This is a genomic window from Geodermatophilus siccatus (assembly GCF_900103785.1).
Classification (GTDB): Bacteria; Actinomycetota; Actinomycetes; order Mycobacteriales; family Geodermatophilaceae; genus Geodermatophilus; species Geodermatophilus siccatus.
The window spans coordinates 67,503-88,255 of the sequence record NZ_FNHE01000010.1 but is presented as its reverse complement, the minus strand read 5'-3'; the positions used below and the strand labels follow the sequence as shown (position 1 = coordinate 88,255).

The window sequence follows — 20,753 nt, the reverse complement described above, 5'->3', positions numbered from 1 at the left end:
CCCCGCGCGGCCCCGTCCCGGCGGCCCTCCTGCAGGGTCCCGCCGCGCGCCTGCGAGTGGCGGCGGGCAGGAGGGTCCTTCCGCCTAGCCTGCGAGGGGTGGGGAGGACGGGGTCCTTCGTCAGCCGAGCAGCAGGTCCAGCGCCGCGGCCGCGGTCCAGGACTGGGCGGCGCTGCCGAGCGGCTCCCCGGTGAGCGGCTCGTGGTACTCGGCGAACGAGCCCTCCGCCAGCTCGTCGAGCAGGGCGCGGCGCAGCGGGGCGGCGACGTCCGGCCGGCCGCGCCGCTCCAGCATCCACACGAAGAACCAGGTGACCACCGGCCAGCTGGGGCCGCGCCAGTACGCGCGGGGCCGGAACTCCCGCGCGGCGGGGCTGGTGCTCGGCAGGACGGCGTGCCGGAGCCCGGGGTGCCCGGTCCACCGCTCGGACCGCAGCAGCGCCACCATGTCGCGCTCGGCCGCCGTCCGCAGGCCGCCGCAGAGCAGCGGGGCGAACCCGGCCACCGTCTCCACGCGCAGCGGCGCGCCGGTCCGCAGGTCGGTGTCCAGGGCCAGCCCCAGCTCGGCGTCCTCGCTGCCGGCGACACCGGCCCGGAACCGCTCGGCGTGCTCCTCGAGCTCGGCGACCTCGCCGGCCCCCAGGGACCGCGCGATCCCCGCCAGCGCCTCGCTCGCCGCGGCGAGGACGGCCGAGGCGAAGACGTCGGTGACGAGGAACCCGCCCGTCGCGCGGGTGCGGGCGTCGTCGTAGCCGGCCCGTCGCAGCTCCTCGACGACGGAGAGGTACCGGTCGTACTCCAGCTGGGTCGGGCGCTGGGCGGCGTCCCGGACGACGCGGGTGTCCCGGCGTCGGTACGGCGGGAGATCGGGGAGGACGGCGATGCGGGAGTAGGGCCCGTCCCACCGCGGGGAGTTGTCCATCCCGCTCTCCCACCCGTGGTGGATGGCGACCAGCCCGGTGCGCAGCGGGTCGCGCTCGCGCACGAGGTACCGGTGCCAGGCCAGCAGCCGGCGGTAGGCCCCGGGCAGCCAGGCCCGGACGCGCGCGACCGCTGCGGGGCCCCGGCGCTCGGCGAGGGCCACGATCCGCTCCACGGCCAGGGCGTGCACGGGCGGCTGGCAGATGCCGCTCGTCCGGGGGGCGGCCGGTGCGTCGTCGGTGACCTCGGCGCAGCCCCAGCGGTCCGGCCCGGGGGAGTAGGTGGTCTCGCCGGGGTCGAAGACGATGTGCGGCAGCATCCCGGTGCGCCACTGCCCGCGGAACAGGTGGTCCAGCTCCGCGCACGCCCGGCCCGGGTCGAGGTGGGCGAGACCGACCGAGACGAACGCGGCGTCCCAGCTCCACTGGTGCGGGTAGAGGGTGGGAGCGGCCCGCACCATCACCCCGGTGTCGTTCGCCCGCAGGACGGCGGCCGCGCGGGCGACGAGGTCGGCGCCGCGGTGGACCGGGAGGTCGCTGACGGCGGTCACGCGGTGCCCACCCCCTCGGGTGTCGTCACGCGGCGGCCCGCAGCGCCGACCTCAGCATGGCCGTCGCCCGCGGCAGCACCCGGGCGGGATCCCCGGACAGCCGGCACTCGAACGCCAGCCAGCCGCCGTAGCCGATCGCCTCGAGGCACCGCAGCAGCGCCGCCCAGTCCAGGTGGCCGGCGCCGGGCTCGAGGCGGTTGCTGTCGGAGAGCTGGACGTGCCCGAGGCGGTCGGCGTTCGCGCGCAGCGCCGCCAGCGGGTCGGCCTCCTCGATGTTCATGTGGTAGGTGTCCGCGCCGACCTGCACGCTGCCCAGCCCGGTCGCCCTCGCCAGCTCCGCGGCCTGCGCCAGGGTGTTGACCATGTGGTCCTCGTACCGGTTCAACGGCTCGAGCAGGAGGAGGACGCCCTCCCGGGCCGCGACCTCGCCGAGCCGGGTCAGCGCCTCGAGCAGCACCTCGCGGTCGCCCTCGGCCGAGCGGGGCGGGGTGAACGGGGGCAGCCGCCGGGAGAACATCCCCCAGGACGCCGGGGTCATCGCACCCACCCCGCCGAGCGCCCCGATGACGGCGAGCTGGGTGGCCATGTTGGCCACCGCGTCCGCCCGCCGGGCGGGGTCAAAGTCGCCGATGAAGTGGTCCATGTCCACGCAGACCGTGGGCATGACGACGCCGTCCCGCTGGGCCTCGAGCAGCTCCGGGAGCCGCGCGCGGAGCGCGTGCCCGCCCGCGCCGCGGAGCTCGATGGCGTCGAAGCCCCAGGCGAGCGCGGCCTCCCACTTGACCTGCATCGTGTCGCCGGGGAGCAGCTGCTCCTGGACGGCCAGTCTCACGCGGCACCCCCGCCACGTCGCGGTCGGCAGGTACGGGAGGACCTTATTCGTGATCCGCGGCGCTTAATGCGTGCTCCGCCGGCATAACCGGATCGTGACCCACGTCACACACCGAGCCGCTACTGTCCGGAGTCCAGCGCGGACGCCGGTGACTGCGAGGAGAGCAGATGGGCGCGACGGGGCGACGGGTCCGGGTCTCGGTGGCGGCGGTCGGGGTGACCGTCCTGCTCGCCGCCTGCGGTTCCGGCGACGGTGGTGGCGGGGGCGGCGGCGACGGGGGCGGCCCGCTCACCGTGTGGACCCTGGAGAACCTGCCCGACCGCCTCGCCGCCCAGGAGGAGATCGCCGCCGCCTTCACCGGGAGCAGCGGCATCGAGGTCGAGCTCGTCGGCATCGACGAGGACCAGTTCAACCAGCTGCTCACCTCGTCGGCCGCCGCCGGGGAGCTGCCCGACGTCATCGGCGCGCTGCCGCTGGCCGGGGTCCAGGCGCTGGCGACCAACGAGCTGCTCGCCCCCGACGTGGCCGCCGACGTGGTGGAGGGCCTGGGCGCCGACACCTTCTCCGAGCAGGCCCTCGAGCTGACCCGGGACGGCGGCACCCAGCTCGCCGTCCCGAGCGACGGCTGGGCGCAGCTGCTCGTGTACCGCAAGGACCTCTTCGACGCCGCAGGGCTGGCAGTTCCGGACAGCTACGAGAGCATCCTGGCCGCGGCGCAGGCCATCGACAGCCCGGAGACGGCCGGGTTCACCGGCGCGACCGCGCCGAACGACGCCTTCACCCAGCAGACCTTCGAGCACCTCGCCCTCGGCAACGGCTGCCAGCTCGTGGACGACGGGGGCGAGGTCACCCTCGACAGCGACCAGTGCGTCGCCGCGTTCGAGTTCTACGACCGGCTGATCAGCGACTACTCGGTGTCGGGCAGCCAGGACGTCGACACCACCCGCGCAGCCTACTTCGCGGGACAGGCGGCGATGGTGGTCTGGTCGTCGTTCATCCTCGACGAGATGGCCGGCCTGCGGGCCGACGCGCTGCCCACCTGCCCCGAGTGCTCCGCCGACCCCGCCTTCCTCGCGAAGAACAGCGGCGTGGTGACCGCCATCGCCGGCCCGGACGGGGACCAGGGGGCGCAGTTCGGCGAGGTCGTCTCCTGGGCCGTGACCGCGGACGCGCAGACCGACGCGGCCACCCGGTTCGTCACCTACATGCTGGAGGACGGCTACGAGCAGTGGATCGGCTTCTCGCCCGAGGGCAAGGTGCCGACCCGGCAGGGCACCGCAGAGGAGCCGACGCGCTTCATCGACGCCTGGGCCACGCTGCCCGCGGGCGTGGACACCAAGGCGCCGCTGTCGGACTTCTACTCGGCCGAGGTGCTCGACGCCCTGCGCAACGCCCCGGACACCATCTCCCCGTGGGGCATCCCCCAGGGACAGGGTGCCCTCGTCGGGGCCTCCCTCGGTGAGCTGCCCGTGCCGCAGGCGATCAGCGCGATGACCGGTGGCGAGCTCGACCCGCAGCAGGCGGCGCAGCAGGCGGCCGACGCGCTCCGCGAGATCGCCTCGTCCCTGGAATGACCGGGGCGCTGCGATGACCGGGGCTCCGGCGCGCTCCCCCCGTCGGCGGTCCCGCGACCGCGATCCGGCCACGTCCGGCCGCGGGACCCTGCGGTGGCGGGAGGCCCGGACCGGGCTGGCGCTGATCTCGCCGACCGTGGTCCTCGTCCTGGTGCTCGTGGTGCTGCCGATCCTCTGGACGGTGGTGCTGGCCTTCCAGGACCTGCGGCTGATCCGGCTGCGCACCGCCGGCCTGTTCGGGGACTACACGGTCGAGAACTTCGTCGACGTCTTCGGCTCCCCCGGCTTCTGGCAGGCGCTGGTCACCACGCTCGTCTACGCCGGGTGCGGCACGGCGGCGTCCGTCGGGCTGGGGCTGGTCGCGGCGCTCGCGATGCGCCGTCCCTTCCGGGGGCGGACGTTCGTGCGGGCGTCCCTGCTGCTGCCCTACGTCGCGCCGGTCGTGGCGGCCACCTTCGTGTGGGGCGTGATGCTCAACCCCCAGTTCGGCATCGTGAACGAGGTCGGCACGGGGCTGCTCGGCTGGGACGAGCCGATCGCCTTCCTCTCCGAGCGCCCGACCGCCCTGGTCACCGTCATCGTCTTCGAGATGTGGCGGTCCTTCCCGTTCGCCTTCCTCTTCCTCACCGCCCGGCTGCAGGCCGCGCCGGCCACGCTGGAGGAAGCCGCCCAGGTCGACGGCGCGACCCCGACCCAGGTGTTCCGCCACATCGTCTGGCCGCAGCTGCTGCCGACGATCGCGGTCCTGGCGCTGCTGCGCTTCATCTGGACGTTCAACAACTTCGACGACATCTACCTGCTCACCGGCGGAGGAGCCGGCACCGAGGTGATCAGCGTGCGGGTGTTCGACTTCCTGGTCAGCCGCGGGGACATCGGCGCGGCGTCGGCGCAGGCGCTGGTCCTCGCCACGGTGCTGATCGTGCTGGTCACCGTGTACCACCGCTTCGCGGCGAAGGACGAGGTGGCCTGATGACCCGCATGGTGACGGCGCCGGCGGACGCGCCGGCCGCACCCGACACCCGTCCGTCCCGGGCCCCCGCGGGGCGGGGCTGGTCACGGACCACGGTCGAGACCCGGGTGCTCGGCGTCCTGCGCTGGGTCGTGATCGCGGGGCTGGCGATCTTCACGCTGTTCCCCTTCTACTACATGGTGCTGCTCTCCGTCCGGGACCTGAGCTCGCTGCTCCAGGACCCGGGCCGCCTGTGGCCGCTGCTCTCGGAGCTCACGGTCGGCACCTACCGCGAGGTGCTCACCCCGACCGAGTCCGGCGGTCAGGGGTTCGTGCGCCTCATGGCCAACAGCGGCCTGATCGCGCTGGGCACGGTCGCGGTGACGCTCGTCTTCGCCGTGCTGGGCTCGTACGCCCTCGCCCGGCTGCGCTTCCCGGGCCGGCGCAAGGTCGGCGTGCTGTTCCTCGCCGTCTACCTGTTCCCGAGCATCCTGCTCGCCGTCCCGCTGTTCGTGTTCCTCACCCGGCTCGGCCTGCGCGGCGCCCTGGGACCCCTCGTGCTGGTGTACGTGTCGCAGACGATCGCGGTCGCGGTCTACACGCTCCGGAACTACTTCCAGACCGTGCCGGCCAGCATCGAGGAGGCCGCCGCCGTGGACGGCGCCAGCCGGTTCACGATCATGCGCCGGATCACCCTGCCGCTGGCGATGCCGGCGATCCTGTCCAACGGGCTCTTCGTCTTCATGATCGCGTGGAACGAGTTCCTCTTCGCGCTGCTGTTCCTGGTCGAGGACCGGTCGCGGTGGACCGTCTCGCTGGGGCTGTCCCAGCTCGCCGGGAGCATCGAGATCCCGACGACCGTGCTCATGGCCGGATCGGTGATCCTGACGCTGCCGATCGTCGTACTGTTCTTCGCCACCGAGAGGCTTCTCACCGGCGGCCTGACCGCCGGCGCCGAGAAGGGGTGAGGACCTGGGTGAGCGCGCCGGGCAGCTGCTCGAACTGATCCGCCGGGGGCGGGCCCGCACGCGGGGCGACCTGATCGAGATCACCGGGCTGTCCCGCTCCACCGTCGCCGCCCGCGTCGACGACCTGGTCGCCGCGGGGTACCTGCGCGAGTCGGGCAAGGAGGCCTCCGTCCGCGGCCGGCCCTCCCACGTGCTGAGCCTCGACGGGTCGGGCGGGGTGGTGCTGGCCGCCGACCTCGGCGCCGCGCACGCGACCCTCGCGCTGTGCGACCTGTCCGGGCACCCGCTGGCCGAGGCGGTGCACGAGGTCCGGCTGGCCGACGGCCCCGAGCCCGTCCTCCGGTGGGTCGAGCAGCGCTGGCGGGCGATGCTGGACGCCGCTGCAGTGGACGCCGGCCGGGTCCTCGGTCTCGGGATCGGCGTCCCGGGGCCGGTGGACGCCGCGACCGGGCGGGTGGTCCACCACACGCCCGTGCTGCCGGGCTGGCGCGACCACCCCGTGCGGGACCTGCTGGAGCAGCGCTTCGGCGTCGTCTGCGTCGTCGACAACGACGCCAACGCCATGGCCCTCGGCGAGTACCACGCGGTCGGCCCGTCCTCCTCGCCGCTGCTGTTCGTCACGGTGGCCACGGGCATCGGTGCCGGTGTGGTCGTCGACGGTCGCCTGCTGCGGGGCGCGGACGGCGCCGAGGGCGACCTCGGGCACGTGCGGATCACCAGCGCCGACGCCGGCCCGCTCTGCGTCTGCGGGGCGCGCGGCTGCCTGGCCGCGTCGGCGAGCGGGCGGGCGCTGGCGCGGGCGCTGCGCGAGCGGGGCGAGGACGTCCCGGACAGCCGGTCTGCCGTCGAGCTGGCGCTGACCGGCCACGCCGAGGCCACCCGGCTGGTGCGCCAGGCGGGGCTGGTGGTCGGTGACGTCCTGGCGACCGCGGTGAGCCTGCTCAACCCGCGCGTCCTCGCCCTCGGGGGCGACCTGGTCCGGGTGCAGGACCACTTCGTCGGCGCCGTCTGCGAGCGGCTGTACCAGCGCACGCAGCCGCAGGCCGCGCGGGGGCTGCGCGTGGTGGCCAGCACCCTCGGCGACCGCGTCGGCATCGTCGGCGCCGCCCGGCTGGCGCTCGAGGAGGTCCTCTCCGCCGAGGCCGTCGACCGGGCGCTGGCCGGCCGCCGTCAGCCCGTGTCCTAGCAGGCCCGGCCCCTCCGGAGCACCGCTGGCCCCGCCCTGAGCGTGCGGGGGGTGGGGGGACGGGGTCCTTCCTCAGCCCTGCCAGTCCACGAGCTGCACGACCACGCCGTTGGGGTCGCGCACCTGGAAGGCGCGCTCGCCCCACTCCTCGACGGTCAGCGGCATGGTGATCGCCACGCCCTCGTCCTGGAGCCGGCGCAGCTCGCCCTCCAGGTCGTCGACGACGAAGGCGAGGATCAGCCCGGCGGCGGGCACGTCGCGCTGGTCGGCCGGGAGCGTGGGCAGGCCGCGACGGAGGAAGACCACGTTGACGCCGGCGTCCTCACGGGTCAGCGAGGCGAAGCCGTCGGCGGCCATCTCCTCCCGGAACCCGAAGTGGCGGGCGAGGAAGGCGCTGCTGGCGGGGACGTCGTCGACGTTCAGCGAGACGGCGGTGGAGGTGATGCGCACGGGGGCCTCCTGACGGGGGAACCGAACCCCGTACATTGTACGCCGTTCCGGTGGGGAGGATGCCCGCGTGCCGACCGACCGCAGCAGCGCGGGCGACCCCGCCCGCACCCTGGCCCTCCTGTGGCGGCAGCCGCCGGGGGGCCCGCGGCGCGGACCGGCCCGGGCGCTGGACCTCGACGCGGTGGTGGCGGCGGCCGTCGGCCTCGCCGACCGGGACGGCCTGGAGGCGGTGACCATGCGCGCGGTCGCCCAGGCGCTGGGGGTCGCGCCGATGACGCTCTACACCTACGTGCCCGGCCGGGCCGAGCTGCTGGACCTCATGCTGGACGCCGTCCACGCGCAGACGGCCCGCCGCGACACCGCCGGCCGGCCCTGGCGGGAGCGGCTGACCGCCGTCGCCGAGGAGAACCGCGCGCTGTTCGCCGCCCACCCCTGGGCCGCCGCGGTCTCCACGCTGCGCCCTCCCCTGGGGCCGGGCTCCACCGCCAAGTACGAGCACGAGCTGGCCGCGCTCGACGACACCGGCCTGGACGACGTCGAGCGCGACGACTGCCTCACCCACCTGCTGTCGTTCGTGCAGGCCAACGCCCGGGCGGCCGCGGAGGCGCAGGCCGCCCGGCGGCAGAGCGGGCTGGACGACGCCCAGTGGTGGACCGCGGCCGGGCCCCTGCTGGCCCGGGTGCTGGACCCGGCGCGGTACCCGCGCGCCGTCCGCATCGGGGCGGCGGCCGGAGCCGCGCACGGCAGCGCGCACGACCCCGACCACGCCTACCGGTTCGGCCTCGCCCGGGTCCTCGACGGGCTGGCCGCGCTCATCGACGCCCGGCGCTGACCTGCGCTCAGGCCGGGGCGCCGACCCGCTCGGCCGCCTCGGGCTCGTCCAGCGGGTGGGCGAGCTCGTCGGCGGGCAGCCGCCACGCCAGGACGGCGACGACGGCGAGCACCGGCGGCACCAGCCCGGCGAGCAGGAAGGTGCCGGTCAGGCCGAGCGACTGGCTGACCGGGCCGGCCAGCGCCATCGACAGCGGCATGAACGCCAGCGAGACGAAGAAGTCGAGGCTGGACACCCGCCCCAGCAGCGCCGGGGGCACCCGCCGCTGCAGCAGCGTCCCCCAGATGACCGTGCCGGCCTCGAACGCCGCCCCGAGCAGCCCGGCCGCCGCGATCATCACCCACAGCTCCGACGTCGCCCCGAACACGACCAGCGGCACGCAGCCGGCGCCCCAGAGCAGGTTCATCACCGTGAGGTAGCGGCGCGGCAGCCGCAACGAGGCGACGACGGCCGACCCCAGGGCACCGCCGATGCCGAAGGCGGCCAGCACCCAGGCGTGCTCGGCCGGCCCCCCGCCGGCCCGGTCACGGACCGCGAAGGGCACCAGGACCTCGAACGGGCCCATGATCAGCAGCACCATCAGCGAGGCGAACAGCAGCGTGGCCAGCAGCCAGGGGGTGCGGACCATGTAGGCCACGCCCTCGCGGACGTCGGTGAGCAGCCCCGGGTGCTCGCCCTCGCGGCGGACCGGCAGCGTCGGCAGCGCCGCCACGCACGCGGCCGCGGCGGCCGAGGTCAGCGCCGTCGCCAGCAGCGCCGCGCCCGGCGAGAGGGCCGCCACCAGCAGGCCGCCGACCGCCGGACCGGCCGCCATCGCCAGCGCCGGGCGGACGACGCCCTCCAGGCCGTTGGCCGCGAGCAGCTCGCCGGGCGGGACGACGCCGGGCACCAGCGCCGAGTAGGCCGGGTAGTACAGCCCCATCGCGACCCCGCCGGCCAGGGACGCCACGGCCAGCGGGCCGAGCGTGAGGGCACCGGCCAGCGCCAGCAGCGCCACCGACCCGACCGCCGTCGTCTGCAGCAGGGCGACGCCGAGCAGGATGCGCCGCTGCGGCACCCGGTCGGCCAGCGCGCCGCCGACCAGCGTGCTGGCCAGCATGCCGGCGGCCTGCAGCGAGGTGGCCAGGGAGAGCGCGCCGGGGCCGCCGCCGAGGTCCACGACCTGCCAGACCAGGGCCACGGTCCACAGGCCCTGCGCGAGCAGCGACAGGCCCATGGACGAGGCCAGCAGGCGGTAGTCCCGGGAGCGCAGGGGCGCGAGCGCGCGCGGCAGGCCGGCCATCTCCCCCTCCGTCGTCGGCGGGCGCCGTCGGCGCCCGGGCCCCCATGCTCGCGGAGGGCACCGACAGCGGGCACGTGGTTTTCGGGAGGAGGGCAAGGACGGTCGGGTGGCCGGCACGGTCCCGCCCCTCGCGCGCGCGAGGCGGGGCGCACTGACAGCTCGGCGGTGATCGGGGCAGCAGGCGGTCGTTTACTCACAAGTACTTCACAGACCTCACACGATGCTGGTAGGACTGTCCTCGTGGCCGACCGCCTCGACGTGACGCTCCGCCTGGTCCGCAACGCCGGGCGGGCGTCGCTGGCCGACCTCGCGTCGCGGCTGGGCGTCTCGGAGATGACCGTGCGCCGCGACCTCGACGCCCTGCAGGCGCGCGGTCTGGTCGAGCGCGTGCGCGGCGGCGCGGTCGCCGTCGCCGAGCCGGAGAGCGCGGCCGGGTTCGCCGCGCGCGCCGACTGGCAGGCCGGCCTCAAGGACCGGATCGGCCGGGCCGCCGCCGCGCTGGTCGAGCCGGGCGCGACCGTCCTGCTCGACGCCGGGACGACGACGGTGCACGTCGCCCGGGCGCTGGCCGACCGCGCCGCCGCCGGCGAGGGGCCGTTCACCGTCGCCGTCCTCAGCCTGCCCGCGGCCGACGCCCTGGCCGACCGGCCCGGCGTCCGGCTGCTGGTCGTGGGCGGGGAGTCCCGGCCGGGCGAGCGCAGTCTGGCCGGGCCGCTCACCGCCGCGGTGCTGCGGCAGCTCACCTTCGACCTGTTCGTCATGTCCATCGGGGCGGTCAGCGCCGAGGCGGGCTGGTCGGAGTTCACCCTCGAGGACGCCGCGGTCAAGCAGGTGGCCCTGCAGCAGGCCCGCAGCAGCCTCGTGGTGGCCGACGCGTCGAAGCTCGGCGTCCGCGCCTTCGCCTCGGTCGCCCCGCTGGGCGCGGTCGGCCGGCTGGTCACCGACCGCAGCGCCCGCGACCCCCGACTCACCCCCGCGGCGCAGGACACCCTCGCCGCCCTGGAGAACGCCGACGTGGAGGTGCTGTGCGCATGACCCGAACAGACCCGTTGATGATCCTGGTGGCCGGCCCCTACCGCGGGGGCACCGGCGACGACCCCGACCTCATCGCGGCCAACCACCGGGCGATCCAGCGCGCCTGCCTGGAGCTCTTCCGGGCCGGTCACCTCGCCGTCAACGGGGAGGACCTCGCGCTCCCGCTGGCCGAGCTGGCCGGGTCGACGCGGGTGGGGGACGCCGCGTTCGACGAGGTGTTCCACCCGATGGGACGGCGGCTGGTGGCCCGGGTCGACGCCGTCCTGCGACTGCCGGGCGCCTCGGCCGGGTCCGACGAGATGGTCGCCCTGGCCCGCGCCCGGGGAGCCGCGGTCTACACGAGCGTCGACCAGGTGCCGGCGGTGGCGCGGTGACCGCCGTGGGCGTGCCGGGCCTCGACGTCCCCGACTCCCGGGGGCGGACCGGGCTGGACCGGGTGGGCCGCGACCTCACCGGCAACCCGGACGTCGTCGTCCGCGACGTGGAGCTGCTGGCCAGCGGCTGGCACGTGCTGCGGCGGACGACGTTCGACCAGCGCCGCCGGGACGGTCGGTGGACCACCGAGCAGCGGGAGACCTACGACCGCGGCAACGGCGCCACGCTGCTGCCCTACGACACCGCGCGGCGGACGGTGCTGCTCACCCGGCAGTTCCGCTTCCCCGCCTACGTCAACGGCTCCCCCGACGGGATGCTCGTCGAGGCCGCCGCCGGGCTGCTCGACGACCAGGACCCCGCCTCCGCGATCCGCCGGGAGGCCGCCGAGGAGCTCGGTGTGGCGGTGGGCGCACTGGAGCACGTCTTCGACGTCTTCATGAGCCCGGGGTCGGTGACCGAGCGGGTCTCCTTCTTCGCCGCGCCGTACACCCCGGCCGACCGGGTGTCGGCCGGGGGCGGGCTCGCCGAGGAGGGCGAGGACATCGAGGTGCTCGAGCTGGACGTCGACGAGGCGCTGGCCATGGTCGACGACGGCCGGATCGCCGACGCGAAGACGATCATGCTGCTGCAGTGGGCGGTGCTGCGCGGGCCCTTCCGCGCCTGAGCCACGTCCTCGGGGCGCTTCGCCGGGACGGGCGCCGAGTGCGACGGACTCGTGGCCGTCGAACGCCGATCGCCCCGGGTTCGTCGCACTCGGCGGGGGTGCGGACGTCAGCGGGCGCCGCGCTCCCGCGCCAGGGCGACGTAGTGGTCGATCGCCGCGGGGTCGTCGACGGCGCCGACGTTGAGCGCGCGGTCCGGGTCGACGCCCTGGAACAGCCGCTTGAGCGGGACCTCCAGCCGCTTCCCGGTGCGGGTGTGCGGCACGGCGGGGACGACGAGCACCTCGTCGGGCACGTGCCGCGGGCTGGCCTGGCTGCGGATCGCGGCCTTGATGCGGTCGACGAGCTCGTCGGTGAGCTCCTCCCCCGGGGCCAGCTTCACGAACAGCGGCATCCAGTAGCCGCCGTCGCGCTGCTCCACCCCGAGGACGACGCAGTCGGCGACCTCGGGGATCGACTCCACGGCGGCGTAGATGTCCGCCGTCCCCATGCGGACGCCGCCGCGGTTCAGGGTGGAGTCCGACCGGCCGGTGATGACGCAGGTGCCGCGCTCGGTGATCTCCATCCAGTCGCCGTGCCGCCAGACGCCGGGCCAGGGCTCGAAGTAGGTCTCGCGGTAGCGGGACCCGTCGGGGTCGTTCCAGAAGTACAGCGGCATGGTCGGCATCGGCTCGGTGATCACCAGCTCGCCGAGCTCGCCGACGACCGGCCGGCCCTGCTCGTCCCAGGCGGCCGCGGCGACGCCCAGCATCGGGCGCTGCAGCTCGCCGGCGGTCACCGGGAGGAGCGGTGAGCTGCCGATGAAGCCGGTGGCGACGTCGGTGCCGCCGGACAGCGAGCCGAGGAGGACGTCGCGCTTCACCGCGTCGTACACCCAGTGGTAGGCCGAGGCGGGCAGCGGGGAGCCGGTCGACCCGACGGTGCGCAGCGCGGAGAGGTCGTGGGTCTCCCCCGGCCGGATGCCGGCCTTCTCGCAGGCGGTGAGGTAGCCGGCGCTGGTGCCGAGATAGGTGAGCCGGTGGCGGGCGGCGATCGCGAACTGCGCGTCGATCGCCGGGTACGCCGGGGCGCCGTCGTGGACGACCACGGTGGCGCCGAGCAGCAGCGCCGAGGTGGCGATGTTCCACATGATCCAGGCGGTGGAGGCGTACCAGTAGAAGCGGTCGCCGGGGCCGACGTCGCCGTGCAGGCCCAGCTGCTTGTGCTGGTCCAGGACGATGCCGCCGTGGCCGTGCACGATGCCCTTGGGCAGGCCGGTGGTGCCCGAGGAGTAGACGATCCACAGCGGGTGGTCGAAGGGCAGCGGCTCGAAGACCGGCTCCTGGCGCTCGGCGACCGCGTCGGCCCAGCTCAGCGCGCCGTCGGACAGCTCGCCGGGGTGCAGCCGGGGGACGGCGATCGTCGTCCGGACGCTGGGCAGCGCCGCGCGCAGCTCCGCCACGACGTCGCGGCGGTCGTACTCCTTGCCGTTGAACCGGTAGCCGTCGACCACGACCAGCACGGTGGGCTCGATCTGGGCGAAGCGGTCCAGCACGCTGCGGGTGCCGAAGTCCGGGGCGCAGGAGGACCACACCGCGCCGACCGCCGCCGCGCCGAGGAAGGCGACGACGGCCTCGGGGACGTTGGGCAGGTAGCCGGCCACCCGGTCGCCGCGCTGCACGCCGAGCCGGCGCAGCGTGGCGGCGAAGGCCCCGACCTGCGCGCGCAGCTCCGCCCAGCTGGTCTCGACCGGCTCGGTGTCCTCGGCGACGGCGACGAGCGCCGGGCTCTGCGGGTCGACCGTGCCGTCGACCGGGTGCCGCAGCGCCTGCTCGGCGTAGTTGACCGTCGTCCCGGGGAACCACTCGGCGCCGGGCATCTGGTGGCGGGTCAGCACGCGGTCGTCCGGGACGCCGGGCAGCACACCGGACCAGTCGGCCACCTCGGCCCAGAACTGGTCGAGGCGCTCGACCGACCAGCGCCAGATCGCGTCGTAGTCCGGCGGGTCACCGAAGTCCAGTCCGCGCCGGGTGGCCACCCGGTCGGCGAACTGCGCGAGGCGGGTCGCCCGGATCGACCCGGGCGTGGGGCTCCAGAGGACCGCGGGGACGGCGGACGTGTCAGCGCTCACGGCGCCACCTTGCCACCCGGCTCCCCGGCCCGGAGAGCACCATGTGCACGCAGCCCGAGCCGGCAGCCGGCGGGACCGCGGCGCGGGCACACGCCGCGCCGAGACGGTGCCGGGACGACCGCGGCCGAGGGGCGCGGACCGCCGTCCGGCAGCAGGATGGGTACCCATGAGCGAGCCGCAGGGCGAGGTCGAGCGCAACGTGCTCGGCGGGCCGCTGCAGCCGTGCGGCACCGAGCCGCTGACCGGCTTCTACCGCACCGGCGTGTGCAGCAGCGGCCCCGAGGACCTGGGCAGCCACACCGTCTGCACCGTCGTCTCGGCGGAGTTCCTGGACCTGCAGCGCGCCCTGGGCAACGACCTGACCACCCCGCGGCCGGAGTACGGCTTCCCCGGTCTGCGCCCGGGCGACCGCTGGTGCGTGGTGGCCGCGCGGTGGCTGCAGGCCTACCAGGCGGGCGCCGCGGCCGGCGTCGTCCTGGCGGCCACCAACGCGAAGGCCCTCGAGGTCGTCCCGATCGAGGCGCTGCGCCAGCACGCGGTCGACGTCCCCGACGACCTGAGCGGCCTGGACTGAGAGAGGACCCCCGTGAGCGACCTGCTGGGCACTGCCCTGACCACCCTCCAGGGCGAGCCGACCACCCTCCGGGACCTGACCGGCGGTGGCGCCGCCCTGGTCGTCAACGTCGCCAGCCGCTGCGGCCTGACCCCGCAGTACACCCGGCTCGAGGCGCTGCAGCAGGAGTACGGCGGGCGGGGCCTGACCGTCGTCGGCGTGCCGTGCAACCAGTTCGCCGGCCAGGAACCGGGCACACCTGCGGAGATCGCCGGGTTCTGCTCGGCGACGTACGGCGTCACCTTCCCGTTGACCGAGAAGCTCGAGGTCAACGGCCCGGGGGCGCACCCGCTGTTCCAGCGGCTCACCGAGGCGCCGGACGCCTCCGGCGAGGCCGGCCCGGTCGCCTGGAACTTCGAGAAGTGGCTGGTCGGCGCCGACGGCGAGGTGGCGGCCCGGTTCCGCCCGGCGACCCAGCCCGACGCCCCCGAGGTACGGCACGCGATCGAGGAGGTCCTGCACCGGTGAGCGACACCGACCTGCACTTCTGGTTCGACCCCGTCTGCCCCTTCGCCTGGATGACCAGCAAGTGGGTGCGGACGGTGGCCGAGCAGCGCGAGTACCGGGTCGAGTGGCGGCTGATCTCGCTGCGGCTGCTCAACCGGCACGTGGACTACGACGCGCAGTTCCCACCCGAGTACGAGGCCGGGCACACCTCCGGGCTGCACCTGCTCCGGGTCGCCGCGCGCGCCCGCGCGGAGCACGGCGCGCAGGCGCTCGACCCGCTCTACGCCACCCTCGGCCGGCACGTGTTCGAGGACCCGGCCGGCCAGCCGCCGCCGGAGCGGGTCACCAGCCGGCCCTTCCTCGAGCAGGTGCTCACCGAGGCGGGGCTGCCGGCCGACCTCGCGACCGCCGTCGGGGACGAGTCGTGGGACGCGGAGGTCCAGGAGGAGACCGACGCCGCCCTGCGGCTCACCGGCAAGGACGTCGGGACGCCGATCCTGCACTTCCGCCCGCCCGGTGGCACCGCCTTCTTCGGCCCGGTGATCAGCCGGCTGCCCGATCCGGGCAAGGCCGTCGAGCTGTGGGACCACGTCATCGGCCTGGCCGGGTTCGCCGGCTTCGCCGAGCTCAAGCGCAGCCTGCGGGAGCGGCCGCAGCTGCCGGCGTTCGGCGTGCGCCCGGGTGAGGCGGGGCTCGAGGAGGACTGGCACGGGGGCAGCCGCCGCCAGCACCGCTGAGCCGGGTGCTCGCCCGACCCGGTCCGGCATCGCGACTAAGGTGAGGCTCACCTGTCTCGCCGTCCGCCCCGGGAGCCGCTCGTGTCCTCCTCGACCGACGCCGCCCCGCGGCGGCAGGGTCCCGGTGGGCTCGGCGGACCGGAGGGCACGGCTCCGCGGCACGGCGGCCTGCTCCGGCAGCGGCGCAGCCGGCTGCTCGGCCTGCTCCTGCTGCTCGTCCTCGTGGTCGTCGCCGCGACGCTGAGCATCGCGGTCGGCTCCCGCGGCATCGGCCTGGGCGCGGTCTGGCAGGCGCTGACCGATCCCGGCGTCCCGACCGAGGAGACGGTCATCGTCCGCGAGCTGCGGCTGCCGCGCACCGCACTCGGCCTGATGGTCGGCCTGTCCCTCGGCGTCGCCGGCGCGCTGGCCCAGGGCCACACCCGCAACCCGCTCGGCGACCCGGGCCTGCTCGGCGTCACCGCCGGGGCCTCGCTCGGCGTCGTCCTGGCCATCCACCTGCTCGGCGTCGGCACGCCGGCCGGGTACGTCTGGTTCGCCTTCGCCGGTGCCCTGGTGGGCACCGTGCTGGTCTTCTCGCTCGGCTCGGCCGGCCGCGGCGGTGCCACGCCGGTCACCCTGGCCCTGGCCGGCGCCGCGCTGTCGGCGCTGTTCTACGCGCTGGTCCGGGCCGTCCTGGTCAGCGACACCGACAGCCTCGACGCCTTCCGGTTCTGGGTGGTCGGCGCGCTGGCCGGCCGCGGCGCCGACGTCGCCTGGCAGGTGGCTCCGTTCATCGCGGCCGGCCTGGTGCTCGCCCTGGTCAACGCCCCCGCCCTCGACCTGCTGGGCCTGGGCGAGGACGTGGCCCGCGGCCTCGGCCAGCGGGTGTGGCTGGCCCGCTCGGTCGGCCTGGCCGCGGTCACCCTGCTCTGCGGCGCGGCGACGGCGGCCTGCGGGCCCATCGCCTTCGTCGGCCTGGTGGTGCCGCACGTCGTCCGGGTGTTCACCGGCCCCGCGCACCGCTGGCTGGTCCCCTGCTCCGGCCTGCTCGGCGCCGCCCTGCTGCTGGTCGCCGACGTTCTCGGCCGCGTCGTCGTCCGCCCCGGCGAGCTGCAGGTCGGCATCGTACTGGCCCTGCTCGGGGCGCCGTTCTTCATCGCGCTGATCCGCCGCCGCCGGCTGGTCAGCACGTGACGACGACCGAGCGGGTGGGCCGGCCCGGCGGGACCGTCGTCCGCGTCGGCCCGGTCTCCGGCCGGGTCCGCTGGCGGCAGGTCGCCGTTCCGCTCGGCGCGGCCGTCGCCGTCGTCCTGCTCTCCGCGGTCAGCCTCGGCCGCGGCGACTTCCCGATCGGCCTGACCGACGTGCTGCGCGCCCTGGTCGGCCTCGGTGAGCAGACCCAGCGGTTCATCGTGCTGGAGCTGCGGGCGCCGCGGATCGCCGTCGGCGCGCTGGTCGGCCTGGCCCTCGGGGTGGCCGGCGCGCTCTTCCAGACCTCTGCCCGCAACCCGCTGGCCTCCCCCGACGTCCTCGGCATCACGCAGGGCGCGTCGGTCGGCGCGGTCGCGGCGATCGTCCTCGGCGGGACGGCGAGCGGCATCGGCGTCCCCCTCGCCGCGCTGCTCGGCGCCCTGGGGACCGGCCTGCTCCTGCTGCTGCTCGCCTGGCGTGCCGGGATCGACGGCTACCGGCTGGTGCTGGTCGGCATCGCGCTGTGGGCGGTCGCGGCGGCACTGGTCGACTGGTTGCTCACCCGCGCCGAGATCTACGACGCCGCGTCGGCCTACGTGTGGATCACCGGGTCGCTCAACGCCCGGACCTGGAGCGAGGCCGTGCCGCTGCTGGTCGCCCTCGCCGTCCTGCTGCCGGCCGCGCTGGCCTGCAGCCGCGTGCTGGGCGTCGTCCAGTTCGGCGACGACACCGCCCGCGGCCTGGGGGTGCGCCTGGTCCCCACCCAGGCGGTCGTGGTCCTCGTCGCGGTCGGGCTCACCGCCGCCGCCGTGGCCGCGGCCGGCCCGATCGCCTACGTCGCGCTGGTGGTCCCGCAGGTCGCGATCCGGCTCACCGGCGGCTCGCGGCCGCCGCTGCTGGCCTCCGGCCTGCTCGGCGCCGCCCTCGTCGTCGGCGCGGACCTGCTGACCCGCACCGTGCTCCCCCAGGCGCTGCCGGTCGGCGTGCTCACCGCCGCCGTCGGCGCGCCGTACCTGCTCTGGCTGCTCGTCCGCGGAAGGCGGCGATCGACGCTGTGACCGTCAACTCAGCGACCACCACCCCCACCCTGCCGGGGACCGGAACGGTCCGTCTCGCCGCCGAGTCGGTCAGCCTGGCCTACGACGACCGGGTCGTCGTGCGCGACCTGGACCTGGAGCTCACCGACGGGTCGTTCACCGCCGTCGTCGGCCCCAACGGCTGCGGCAAGTCCACGCTGCTGCGGGCGCTGGGCCGGCTGCTGCGCCCGGTCAGCGGCCAGGTGCTGCTCGACGGCCGGGCGATCGCGCGGACGCCGACCCGCGAGGTGGCCCGGGTGCTCGGCCTGCTGCCCCAGACGCCGGTCGCCCCGGAGGGCCTCACCGTCGGCGACCTCGTCGCGCGCGGCCGGCACCCCCACCAGTCGTGGCTGCGGCAGTGGTCCCGCGACGACGAGGCGGCGGTGGCCGAGGCGCTCACCTGGACCGACATGGCCGACCTCGCCGACCGGCCGGTCGACGAGCTCTCCGGCGGGCAGCGGCAGCGGGCCTGGATCTCCATGGCGCTCGCGCAGGGCACCGACCTGCTGCTGCTCGACGAGCCGACGACCTACCTGGACCTCTCCCACCAGATCGACGTCCTCGAGCTGGTGGCGCGGCTGCACGCCGAGCGCGGCCGCACCGTCGTCGTCGTGCTGCACGACCTGAACCTCGCCGCGCGCTACGCGCAACGGCTGGTCGCGATGGACGACGGCGCGCTGGTCGCCTCGGGGACGCCGGCGGAGGTGCTCACCGAGCAGCTGCTGGCCGACGTCTTCGACCTGGAGGCGCGGATCGTGCCCGACCCGGTGGCCGGGACGCCGATGGTGGTGCCGGTCCGCCGGTTGCGCTGAACGCAGGACCCCGTCAGGGGCCGCAGCTAGGAGGCGACGCCCTGCCGCCAGTAGCCCATGAACGCCACCGACCCGCGGGGGACGCCGAGGTCGCCCACCAGGCGGCGGCGCAGCGTCCTCACCACGCCGGCCTCACCGGCCAGCCAGGCGTAGCAGCCCGACGCGGCGTCCGGATCGGGGACCTCCCAGAGCAGCTCGTCGCCGACCTCCTCCGGCGGCGCGGCGGGCGTCGAGGCGATGCCCAGCTCGCACAGCGCCGCGTGCACCGCCGGCACCAGCAGCGACCCGCGGGCCGCGCCGTCCCGCGGCAGCCAGCGCAGCGTCGCCCCGGCCGGCAGCGCGACGTCTCCCGCGTCGTCCGCCACGGGGACCTCCAGCAGCGCGGTCACCGACCGTCCTGCACCGAGCGACTCGAGGATCGCGCACACCGCGGGGACGGCGGTCTCGTCGCCGGCCAGCAGCAGCGTGCGCGCGGCCGGGGGCGGCGCCCACTCCACGCCCCACGGCCGGCCGGAGCCGGGGCGGTCGGGGCCCAGCAGCGTGATCCGGTCGCCGGGCACCGCCGCGGCGGCCCAGCTCGCGGCCGGGCCGGCGGAGCCGTCGTCGGTACCGTGCAGGACGACGTCGACGTCGAGCTCGGCGCGCTCGGGCCGGGCCGCCCGCACCGTGTAGGTGCGGATGACCGGGCGCTGCTCCTCGGGCATCGCGCAGTACGCCGGGTACCAGTCCGGACCGCGCTCGCGCAGCCGGTCCAGCCCGGCGTCGTCGCGCGAGAGCACCAGCTTGAAGCGCTGGTCGCAGCCGGCCGCCCCGAACCCGGCGAGCTCGGGACCGGTGAGGGTCAGCCGCACGGAGCTCGGGCCCAGCCGGCGGACGGCGGCCACCGAGGCGTCGAAGAACTGCCAGGCGGGAGCGGCTCCGACCTCCGGCTGCGCGGTGAGCGTCACGCGTCGTCCCCCGTTCCGGTCGGCCCGTGCGGCGACCTTCTTAGGTGAGGCTAACCTGAGCGCCCGGCCGGGGACCACCCCCGGGCCCGATCGGAGGAGACCCGTTGCACCGCAGACCCCGCCGCCTGGCCGGCGCCGCCCTCACCCTCGCCGCGCTGGTCGCGACGGCCGGCTGCTCCGGCGGGTCCGCCGGGCCGGCCCCGGCGGCCGGGGAGGGCGGCTGGAGCTTCACCGACGACCTCGGTACCACCGTCGAGCTCGACGCGACGCCTACCCGGGTCGCGGGCCTCAACGACGTCATCGCCTCGCTGTGGAACTACGGCGTGGAGCCGGTCGCCGGCTTCGGCCAGACCTCGGCGGCCGACGACGTCGCCTTCGAGGGCAGGGACCTCGCCGACCTGGAGATCGTCGGCGAGAGCTACGGGCAGATCGACCTCGAGCGCCTGGCCGCGGCCGACCCCGACCTCATCGTCACCTCGGTCTACCCGACGGACTCCTCGGGGACGATCGACGAGAGCCAGCCGCTCTACGGCTTCGAGTCGCTCCAGCAGCAGGAGCAGGTCGCCCGGATCGCGCCGATCGTCGCCATCGCCTACCGCGGGTCGGCCGCCGACGTCATCGAGCGCACCGTCGAGCTCGCCGAGTCGCTCGGCGCCGACCGCGCGACGATCGACGCCGCCCGCGAGGACTACGAGGCGGCGTCGGCCGAGCTCACCGCGGCCGGCGAGCGCGGGATCACCGTGCTGCCGGTCTACGCCACCGCCACGGACGGCTGGTGGATGGGCAAGGCGCCCGACGACCCCTCGCTGCGCCTCTACTCCGACCTGGGCGTCGACTTCGTCGACCCGGGCGGCGACGGCTACTTCTGGGAGACCACCAGCTGGGAGCGGGTGACCGACCACCCGAGCGACGTCATCCTGTACTCGCTGCGCGGCGGGGAGACGCCGGAGCAGATGCGCGCCCAGCCCACCTATCCCCTGCTGCCCGCCGTCCAGGCCGGCCAGGAGCACCCCTGGAAGTACATCGGCATGGACCACACCGCCCAGGCGGCGTACATGACCGAGCTGGCCGGCTGGCTGGACGAGGCCGAGAAGGTCACCTGAGAGGACCCCGTCCTCCCCACCCCCCGCGAGCTCAGGGCGGGACCCGGGACGGGGCCGGTGTGGACGAGCCGGCCGGCGGCACGCGATCGGGGCAGCCCCGACGCGGACTGCGTCGCGAGA

General features: G+C 75.7%; 21 protein-coding genes and 1 pseudogene. 16 read left to right on the top strand and 6 right to left on the bottom strand.

The genetic code is table 11. The features are described 5' to 3' along the window. Positions 1 to 120: 120 nt before the first annotated feature. Positions 121 to 1,470 carry a glucosylglycerate hydrolase gene (gene ggh, locus BLS21_RS18070; RefSeq protein WP_091221650.1) on the bottom strand — a complete coding sequence of 450 codons (1,350 nt, stop codon included), beginning with the start codon at positions 1,468 to 1,470 and terminating at the stop codon, positions 121 to 123. A gap of 25 nt (positions 1,471 to 1,495) precedes the next feature. Beyond that, complete coding sequence (locus BLS21_RS18065; RefSeq protein WP_217636190.1) at positions 1,496 to 2,302, bottom strand: sugar phosphate isomerase/epimerase family protein; 807 nt, start codon at positions 2,300 to 2,302, stop codon at positions 1,496 to 1,498. A gap of 167 nt (positions 2,303 to 2,469) precedes the next feature. Here BLS21_RS18065 and BLS21_RS18060 point away from each other — a divergent pair, with 167 nt between their 5' ends. The 5 genes and pseudogenes from BLS21_RS18060 to BLS21_RS18045 all read left to right on the top strand — a co-directional run bounded on the left by BLS21_RS18060 (position 2,470) and on the right by BLS21_RS18045 (position 6,979). Continuing rightward, a complete protein-coding gene (locus tag BLS21_RS18060; RefSeq protein ID WP_091221647.1) occupies positions 2,470 to 3,876 on the top strand; it encodes an ABC transporter substrate-binding protein in 1,407 nt (468 codons plus the stop codon). A gap of 13 nt (positions 3,877 to 3,889) precedes the next feature. After that, positions 3,890 to 4,846, top strand: a complete 957-nt coding sequence (locus tag BLS21_RS18055; protein ID WP_091221645.1) for a carbohydrate ABC transporter permease — start codon at positions 3,890 to 3,892, stop codon at positions 4,844 to 4,846. Then, on the top strand, positions 4,846 to 5,793 hold the full coding sequence (locus BLS21_RS18050; protein WP_217636189.1) for a carbohydrate ABC transporter permease: 948 nt from the start codon (positions 4,846 to 4,848) through the stop codon (positions 5,791 to 5,793). Before BLS21_RS18055 ends, BLS21_RS18050 begins: the two co-directional genes overlap by 1 nt. Positions 5,794 to 5,797: 4 nt before the next feature. After that, positions 5,798 to 5,932, top strand: a pseudogene (locus tag BLS21_RS26460) (MarR family transcriptional regulator); the annotation flags it as partial. Between the two features lie 51 nt (positions 5,933 to 5,983). Further along, entirely contained in the window at positions 5,984 to 6,979 is a 996-nt protein-coding gene (locus BLS21_RS18045; RefSeq protein WP_175479621.1) for an ROK family protein, read from the top strand. Positions 6,980 to 7,051: 72 nt separating this feature from the next. Here the strand turns inward: BLS21_RS18045 and BLS21_RS18040 are convergent, their stop codons facing one another. Beyond that, positions 7,052 to 7,429, bottom strand: coding sequence for a VOC family protein (locus BLS21_RS18040; protein WP_091221639.1), 378 nt, complete (start codon positions 7,427 to 7,429; stop codon positions 7,052 to 7,054). A 67-nt stretch (positions 7,430 to 7,496) separates the two neighbouring features. Between BLS21_RS18040 and BLS21_RS18035 the strand changes: the two genes are divergently transcribed. Further along, entirely contained in the window at positions 7,497 to 8,261 is a 765-nt protein-coding gene (locus BLS21_RS18035; RefSeq protein ID WP_091221637.1) for a TetR/AcrR family transcriptional regulator C-terminal domain-containing protein, read from the top strand. Positions 8,262 to 8,268: 7 nt separating this feature from the next. Here BLS21_RS18035 and BLS21_RS18030 read toward each other — a convergent pair whose 3' ends face one another. Beyond that, positions 8,269 to 9,543, bottom strand: coding sequence for an MFS transporter (locus tag BLS21_RS18030; protein WP_091221633.1), 1,275 nt, complete (start codon positions 9,541 to 9,543; stop codon positions 8,269 to 8,271). Positions 9,544 to 9,783: 240 nt separating this feature from the next. Here BLS21_RS18030 and BLS21_RS18025 point away from each other — a divergent pair, with 240 nt between their 5' ends. The 3 genes from BLS21_RS18025 to BLS21_RS18015 are packed head-to-tail and all read left to right on the top strand — an operon-like array spanning position 9,784 to position 11,617. Beyond that, positions 9,784 to 10,578, top strand: a complete 795-nt coding sequence (locus tag BLS21_RS18025) for a DeoR/GlpR family DNA-binding transcription regulator (RefSeq protein ID WP_091221630.1) — start codon at positions 9,784 to 9,786, stop codon at positions 10,576 to 10,578. Further along, positions 10,575 to 10,952 carry a DUF4406 domain-containing protein gene (locus tag BLS21_RS18020; protein ID WP_091221961.1) on the top strand — a complete coding sequence of 126 codons (378 nt, stop codon included), beginning with the start codon at positions 10,575 to 10,577 and terminating at the stop codon, positions 10,950 to 10,952. The genes BLS21_RS18025 and BLS21_RS18020 overlap by 4 nt, the downstream gene beginning before the upstream one ends. After that, positions 10,949 to 11,617: an NUDIX domain-containing protein gene (locus tag BLS21_RS18015; RefSeq protein ID WP_175479620.1), complete on the top strand. Its 669-nt coding sequence runs from the start codon at positions 10,949 to 10,951 to the stop codon at positions 11,615 to 11,617. The genes BLS21_RS18020 and BLS21_RS18015 overlap by 4 nt, the downstream gene beginning before the upstream one ends. Before the next feature lie 107 nt (positions 11,618 to 11,724). Here the strand turns inward: BLS21_RS18015 and BLS21_RS18010 are convergent, their stop codons facing one another. Continuing rightward, positions 11,725 to 13,725, bottom strand: coding sequence for an acetoacetate--CoA ligase (locus BLS21_RS18010; RefSeq protein WP_091221627.1), 2,001 nt, complete (start codon positions 13,723 to 13,725; stop codon positions 11,725 to 11,727). Positions 13,726 to 13,891: 166 nt separating this feature from the next. Here BLS21_RS18010 and BLS21_RS18005 point away from each other — a divergent pair, with 166 nt between their 5' ends. From BLS21_RS18005 to BLS21_RS17980, 6 genes are all read left to right on the top strand, one after another. Further along, entirely contained in the window at positions 13,892 to 14,299 is a 408-nt protein-coding gene (locus BLS21_RS18005; RefSeq protein ID WP_091221625.1) for a DUF2237 family protein, read from the top strand. Positions 14,300 to 14,311: 12 nt separating this feature from the next. Continuing rightward, entirely contained in the window at positions 14,312 to 14,806 is a 495-nt protein-coding gene (locus BLS21_RS18000) for a glutathione peroxidase (RefSeq protein ID WP_091221622.1), read from the top strand. Continuing rightward, positions 14,803 to 15,522, top strand: a complete 720-nt coding sequence (locus tag BLS21_RS17995; protein ID WP_091221620.1) for a mycothiol-dependent nitroreductase Rv2466c family protein — start codon at positions 14,803 to 14,805, stop codon at positions 15,520 to 15,522. Before BLS21_RS18000 ends, BLS21_RS17995 begins: the two co-directional genes overlap by 4 nt. 81 nt (positions 15,523 to 15,603) lie before the next feature. After that, positions 15,604 to 16,698, top strand: coding sequence for a FecCD family ABC transporter permease (locus BLS21_RS17990; RefSeq protein WP_175479619.1), 1,095 nt, complete (start codon positions 15,604 to 15,606; stop codon positions 16,696 to 16,698). Next, entirely contained in the window at positions 16,695 to 17,753 is a 1,059-nt protein-coding gene (locus BLS21_RS17985; protein ID WP_091221618.1) for a FecCD family ABC transporter permease, read from the top strand. Before BLS21_RS17990 ends, BLS21_RS17985 begins: the two co-directional genes overlap by 4 nt. Further along, entirely contained in the window at positions 17,750 to 18,583 is an 834-nt protein-coding gene (locus BLS21_RS17980; RefSeq protein ID WP_091221615.1) for an ABC transporter ATP-binding protein, read from the top strand. The genes BLS21_RS17985 and BLS21_RS17980 overlap by 4 nt, the downstream gene beginning before the upstream one ends. A gap of 26 nt (positions 18,584 to 18,609) precedes the next feature. On the opposite strand, the gene BLS21_RS17975 is transcribed toward BLS21_RS17980, so the two are convergent. Next, a complete protein-coding gene (locus tag BLS21_RS17975; protein WP_217636188.1) occupies positions 18,610 to 19,530 on the bottom strand; it encodes a siderophore-interacting protein in 921 nt (306 codons plus the stop codon). Positions 19,531 to 19,634: 104 nt separating this feature from the next. Here BLS21_RS17975 and BLS21_RS17970 point away from each other — a divergent pair, with 104 nt between their 5' ends. Continuing rightward, positions 19,635 to 20,633, top strand: coding sequence for an ABC transporter substrate-binding protein (locus tag BLS21_RS17970; RefSeq protein ID WP_175479618.1), 999 nt, complete (start codon positions 19,635 to 19,637; stop codon positions 20,631 to 20,633). Positions 20,634 to 20,753: the final 120 nt, after the last annotated feature.

Bases quoted from the DNA above. Each gene is read 5' to 3' on its own strand.
- BLS21_RS18060 (WP_091221647.1), top strand. From the start codon at position 2,470: ATGGGCGCGACGGGGCGACGGGTCCGGGTCTCGGTGGCGGCGGTCGGG.
- BLS21_RS18055 (WP_091221645.1), top strand. From the start codon at position 3,890: ATGACCGGGGCTCCGGCGCGCTCCCCCCGTCGGCGGTCCCGCGACCGC.
- BLS21_RS18050 (WP_217636189.1), top strand. From the start codon at position 4,846: ATGACCCGCATGGTGACGGCGCCGGCGGACGCGCCGGCCGCACCCGAC.
- BLS21_RS18030 (WP_091221633.1), bottom strand. From the start codon at position 9,543: ATGGCCGGCCTGCCGCGCGCGCTCGCGCCCCTGCGCTCCCGGGACTAC.
- BLS21_RS18020 (WP_091221961.1), top strand. From the start codon at position 10,575: ATGACCCGAACAGACCCGTTGATGATCCTGGTGGCCGGCCCCTACCGC.
- BLS21_RS18005 (WP_091221625.1), top strand. From the start codon at position 13,892: ATGAGCGAGCCGCAGGGCGAGGTCGAGCGCAACGTGCTCGGCGGGCCG.